Annotated in this window: 6 protein-coding genes, 1 other RNA gene and 1 pseudogene; 6 read left to right on the top strand and 2 right to left on the bottom strand. The window is 68.2% G+C overall.

Annotation, left to right across the window (positions count from 1 at the left end; all coding sequences use genetic code 11):
* Together RT551_RS21215 and RT551_RS21210 are read left to right on the top strand one after the other, a co-directional pair.
* Nucleotides 1-599 (top strand): NRDE family protein (locus tag RT551_RS21215; protein ID WP_313462165.1); only part of this gene is annotated, 599 nt, incomplete at its 5' end.
* A 102-nt stretch (nt 600-701) separates the two neighbouring features.
* Nucleotides 702-1217 (top strand): hypothetical protein, encoded by a 516-nt coding sequence (locus RT551_RS21210; protein WP_313462164.1) that lies wholly within the window; start codon nt 702-704, stop codon nt 1215-1217.
* Nucleotides 1218-1224: 7 nt separating this feature from the next.
* Here RT551_RS21210 and rnpB read toward each other — a convergent pair.
* An RNA gene (gene rnpB / locus RT551_RS21205) (RNase P RNA component class A) lies at nt 1225-1575 on the bottom strand.
* A gap of 285 nt (nt 1576-1860) precedes the next feature.
* On the opposite strand from rnpB, the gene RT551_RS21200 reads away from it, so the two are divergent.
* From RT551_RS21200 to RT551_RS21190, 3 genes are all read left to right on the top strand, one after another.
* Nucleotides 1861-2583, top strand: coding sequence for a hypothetical protein (locus RT551_RS21200; RefSeq protein ID WP_313462163.1), 723 nt, complete (start codon nt 1861-1863; stop codon nt 2581-2583).
* A 164-nt stretch (nt 2584-2747) separates the two neighbouring features.
* Entirely contained in the window at nt 2748-3026 is a 279-nt protein-coding gene (locus tag RT551_RS21195) for a hypothetical protein (RefSeq protein ID WP_313462162.1), read from the top strand.
* A gap of 50 nt (nt 3027-3076) precedes the next feature.
* Entirely contained in the window at nt 3077-3466 is a 390-nt protein-coding gene (locus tag RT551_RS21190; RefSeq protein WP_313462160.1) for a hypothetical protein, read from the top strand.
* Here RT551_RS21190 and rsmI read toward each other — a convergent pair.
* Nucleotides 3454-4275, bottom strand: coding sequence for a 16S rRNA (cytidine(1402)-2'-O)-methyltransferase (gene rsmI, locus RT551_RS21185; RefSeq protein ID WP_313462158.1), 822 nt, complete (start codon nt 4273-4275; stop codon nt 3454-3456). The two genes, RT551_RS21190 and rsmI, sit on opposite strands and share 13 nt — an antisense overlap.
* A 76-nt stretch (nt 4276-4351) precedes the next feature.
* On the opposite strand from rsmI, the pseudogene RT551_RS21180 reads away from it, so the two are divergent.
* A pseudogene (locus RT551_RS21180) lies at nt 4352-4587 on the top strand (LppC family lipoprotein); the annotation flags it as partial.

The raw sequence follows: 4587 nt of genomic DNA, 5'->3' as shown, positions 1-4587 counted from the left end.
CGGGCATCACCGGCAACGGCCGCATGGCCGTGGTCACCAACGTCCGCGATCCGCTGGCAGCCCAGACCGGGCCTTCGCGCGGCGCGCTGGTGGCCCAGTACCTTCGCGATGCCGCACCGGCCGGGCGCTACGCCGACTGGCTGGCCGAGGAAGCGGCCGCCTACGCGCCGTTCAACCTGTTGCTGGCCGATACGCACAGCTGCGAGTTCCTCGGCAATCACCCGGCACACCGCCAGACCCTGCCCCCCGGCATCCATGGGCTGTCCAATGGCCCGCTCGACGCCCCGTGGCCCAAGACCCTGCGCCTCAACGCCGCCCTGCAGGCCTGGCTGGACACTGGCAATGAGTCGCTGGAGCCGCTATGGCAGGCGCTTGCGGACACCACCCGGGCCGACGACGCGCAGCTGCCGGACACCGGCATCGGCCTGGAACGGGAGCGCTGGCTGTCGTCGGCGTTCATCCGCAGTGCCGATTACGGCACCCGGGCCAGCACGATCATTGCATTGGATGCCCAAGGGCGGGGCTTCATCCGTGAGCGCCGTTTCGACCCGGCAGGCACCTGTGTCGGCGAGAGTGCGCTGCACATCGACGGGCCCTGACCGACTGTCGCCAATGGCACCGGACGAGGTGCATCGTTGCAGATGGGGCACCTGCGACAGCCACCGATGCACATACTGGCGCGCCCTGCCCGGCGTGATCGCATGCGTTCCCTGACCCAGCGTGCCGTACTGACCCATTCCCTGGCCCTGGGCCTCGGGCTGGGAGCCGGATTGCTGCTGTGTGCCGGCCAGGGCGTGGCCGGCGCGGCCCCGGGTGCCCAAGTGGAAGGTGCCCTGACCGATGCGCCGTACCAGGTGCATTTCCGTCGCGACCACCCGGGCAGCAGCCGCCTGTACTGGGCCGATGGACGGGTGGGCGTCAGCCATGGCCGGATCGCCTTTGACGGCCGCATGTCGGTGCCAGCCTCTGCCAGCCGCAGCAGCACCATCTATCTGACCAGCGACCGCATCGCCAACCGCGCCGACTTCCTGCGCAGCCAGCCGCGCGCGCGCCGGGTCGGGCAGATCACCCCGCAATCGCGCTTCCTGCTGGAGGTCCCCCACGACATCGACGTGGACGAATTCACCACCGTGGTGCTGTGGTCGCACAGCGACCAGCAGCTGATCTCCAGCACGCAGTACCGCACCGCCTGGGATGACGAACCGATGGAGGATTGAGGAAAAAAGGCGGAGCCGGCCGATAAGCCGGGTTCTGTCGTGGACAGTCATTCCTCTAGGCGACACGTCACCGTGGCGCTCAAGCAACCTACCCGGTCCCGACGCGGGCCACGCCATAGGACCCTATTTGGTCTTGCTCCAGGTGGGGTTTGCCGTGCCGGTCTGTTACCAGACTCGCGGTGCGCTCTTACCGCACCATTTCACCCTTGCCGGCTCTCCGAAGAGAACGTAGGCGGTATCTTTCTGTTGCACTTTCCGTCGGCTTGCGCCGCCCAGGCGTTACCTGGCACCTTGCCCTGTGGAGCCCGGACTTTCCTCGGCATTCCCGAAGGAATGACGCGACTGTCTGGCCGACTCCGCCGCGCGTATTTTCACACACCCGGCTCCGAACCGACAGCCCTGGGTGTCGCCTTCGGCACGGCGCGTTCATATGAAATGCGCGTTTCTGGAAAGTCGGCACCGTGCTGAACGGCTAGCGTCGGCTGGACTGCCGAACCGAGGTTTCCGCATGCCCAGGTCTGTGTCCACTCCCCCGTCCGTCAACGCCGCAGCGCCGCCCCGGGTGCGCACGCGCCGTACGAATACCCCACGGCCGCCCCAGCTGGCCTTGCGTGACGTGGTCAACCGGCCTGCGGGGAGTGCCGTGATCGCCCCGCCGCAGTCGCCCCGGGACCTGATCGCCCGGATCAAAGCCGACGACTTCACCGTGTGCCAGATGATGGCGCACGGACGCGACTCGCAGACCTCAACCCGGACCAAGAACGCGCAGACGATCATCGACGGCCTGGCAGGACGCCGCGTGCTGCTGGCGCGGGCAACAGCCGATGACCTGTGCCGCTGGGCGGGAAACACCGACGCGCCACCGTTCGGCCAGCACCTGCAGGACCGTATCGACTGCGCCGGACTCGACCAGATCCTGCTGGCACTGCAGCGCGCCGCGCTGTCGCCGGCACAGCGCGTGCGCATCGGCGAAGCCCTGCGCGATGCCGGCGCACGCACCGGAGCGGTGCGTGCCGGCCTGAACATCCCCCATCCAGAGCTTGAACTGATTCGCGCCGAAGCACTGCTGGACCGCCTCCTGCCGGTGGAACGGGCGGCTGCGTTGCAGCTGGATGCGCTCAGGCCCAACCCGATGACCGCATCGCTTGAAGGCACCGATCCGCAGCGGCGAACGCTGCGCACCGAACGCGCCACGGCCTACCAGCGCGCCGCCATGGTCAACCGGCGCTTCGGCTACACCGTTGCACACCCGGCATGGACCTACATGCACCTGACCCGCGAGAACAAAGTCCGGGCCAAGCAGCTGGAACTTCTCAGCAGGACACCGGAAGCGAAGCGTCGTGGCATCACCCTGCAGCTGCCCTAGACGAGCACCCGAGCATGTATGCCCTTCCCCCTGATGCCACTCACACAGCCCGCCGAGCCGCTTCACCCGCCGCCCGGGCGGAACGCGCTGGCGTGCGCCCGATCCCCGTACACCTGTTCAATTCCCCCTCGTCCCCAACTGCCCATGACGACTCACGCGCGCTCATGGAAGCCATTGAAGAAGGCGACGCCGCATTGCGCCGGCACATGGCGTTGCCCCCTGGCACCGTGCTGCCCCGTCCCGGTTCGGAACTACCCGCCACGCCGGTACAGGAGCTCGTGCACGCCCTGGACTGCAATGTGCCCGAACGCACCGCCAACGCGCGCGCCTTGATCCACGTGCTGGAACCGCTGCGCCAGCAATTGGGCAGGCGTGCCGCCGACGACCTCCAGCGCTGGCTGGACGAAAGCGCCCCCCCTTCACCCTCAAACCCGAGCTGCTGAAACATCAGGTGCTGCATGCGGGACTGGGGTACGTGTTGTGTCGGCTGCCCATGACGGAACTGTCTTATGCACGGCGGCTGCGCATCGGTGAGGTGCTGCATGAGGCCGGCGGGCATGCCGGCAACCTGCGCGGCTGGCTCGGCTTGAAAACGACCGAATTGCAGGACAACTACAACACAGCGCTGCTCGATCTGATGCTGCCGCGCGAGGAACAGGGCTCATTGGGATTCGAACGCCCGCGCAGCCTTGCCATGCGCGAGGAACGGGCGCATGTCTGGCAATGGGTTGCCATGGTGAATCGGCGCTTCGGCCATCGCGACAATCAGCTCGCCGCACTCGATCCTTCGATACCGCGCAGCAATCGCCGGGTGCGGCAACTCCAGAATCTTGCCAACGCCCCGGAAGCCCAGCGCGAGGGGATCAAGGTTCAGCTGCCGTAGAGCGCCTTGCGTGGGGCCCCGGTCAGTTCGGCGGCCAGTTTGGCCGCGGTGGACGGCGGCAGGTGCTCGCTGAGCTTGGCGTACACGCGCCGCCCATGCTGCAGCTGGGCTTCGGCATCATCTGCCGCGCCCTGCACCATCACCACGAACTCGCCCTTGCGCTGGTTCTCGTCCGCTTCCACCTGGGCGCGCAGCCTGGCCAGGTCGCCATCCAGCACGGTCTCGAACAGCTTGGTAAGTTCGCGCGCCAGTACCGCCGGACGCTGTGGGCCGAAGGCGTCGGCCATGTCGGCCAGCGACTCCGCGATGCGGTGTGAGGATTCGTAGAACACCAGGGTACGGGTTTCCCCTGCCAGCGCCTGCAGACGCTCGCGGCGGCCGGAGGCCTTGGCCGGCAGGAAGCCTTCAAAAGTGAAGCGGTCGCTGGGCAGCCCGGCCACGCTGAGCGCGGCGATGGCCGCACAGGCCCCCGGCACCGGGCTGACCCGGACCCCGGCTTCGCGCGCGGCGCGCACCAGCCGGTAACCCGGGTCGCTGACCAGCGGAGTGCCGGCGTCGCTGACCAGGGCCAGCGATTCACCGGCCAGCAGGCGGCCGACAATGCGCTGGGCCAGCGCATCCTCGTTGTGGTCGTGCAGGGCCACCAGCGGCTGCTGGATGCCGAAATGGGCCAGCAGCTGGCCGCTGCGGCGGGTGTCCTCGGCGCAGATCGCGGCCACCGAGCGCAGCACCTCCTGCGCCCGTGGCGTCAGGTCGGCGAGGTTTCCGATCGGGGTGGCAACGACATACAGCGTAGGGACAGCACTCATCGCAACGGCACTCACAGGTCAAGGGTAGAATCGTACAGGTACCCGCCTACGGCTGCCCCATCGAATGGACCTGATCATGAACACGCCCGCCGCCCGGATCTCTGCCCTGTCGCTTGCTTTGCTGCTGATGGCCGGCTGCGCCACCACCAGCGTGACCAGCGCCCCGGAATCGCCGGCGCAGAGCCAGGCCCTGGCACTGATCGAACAGGGCAAGCCGCGCGATGCCGCGGTGCAGCTGGAGGCCCTGGCCAACACCCTGCGCGGCAACGCCCGCAGCGCCGCGCTGGCCGACGCCGCGTTCGCCTGGCACGA

The organism is Stenotrophomonas sp. (genome assembly GCF_032103445.1).
Classification (GTDB): domain Bacteria; phylum Pseudomonadota; class Gammaproteobacteria; order Xanthomonadales; family Xanthomonadaceae; genus Stenotrophomonas.
This window is presented reverse-complemented; position numbering and strand designations above follow the sequence as displayed.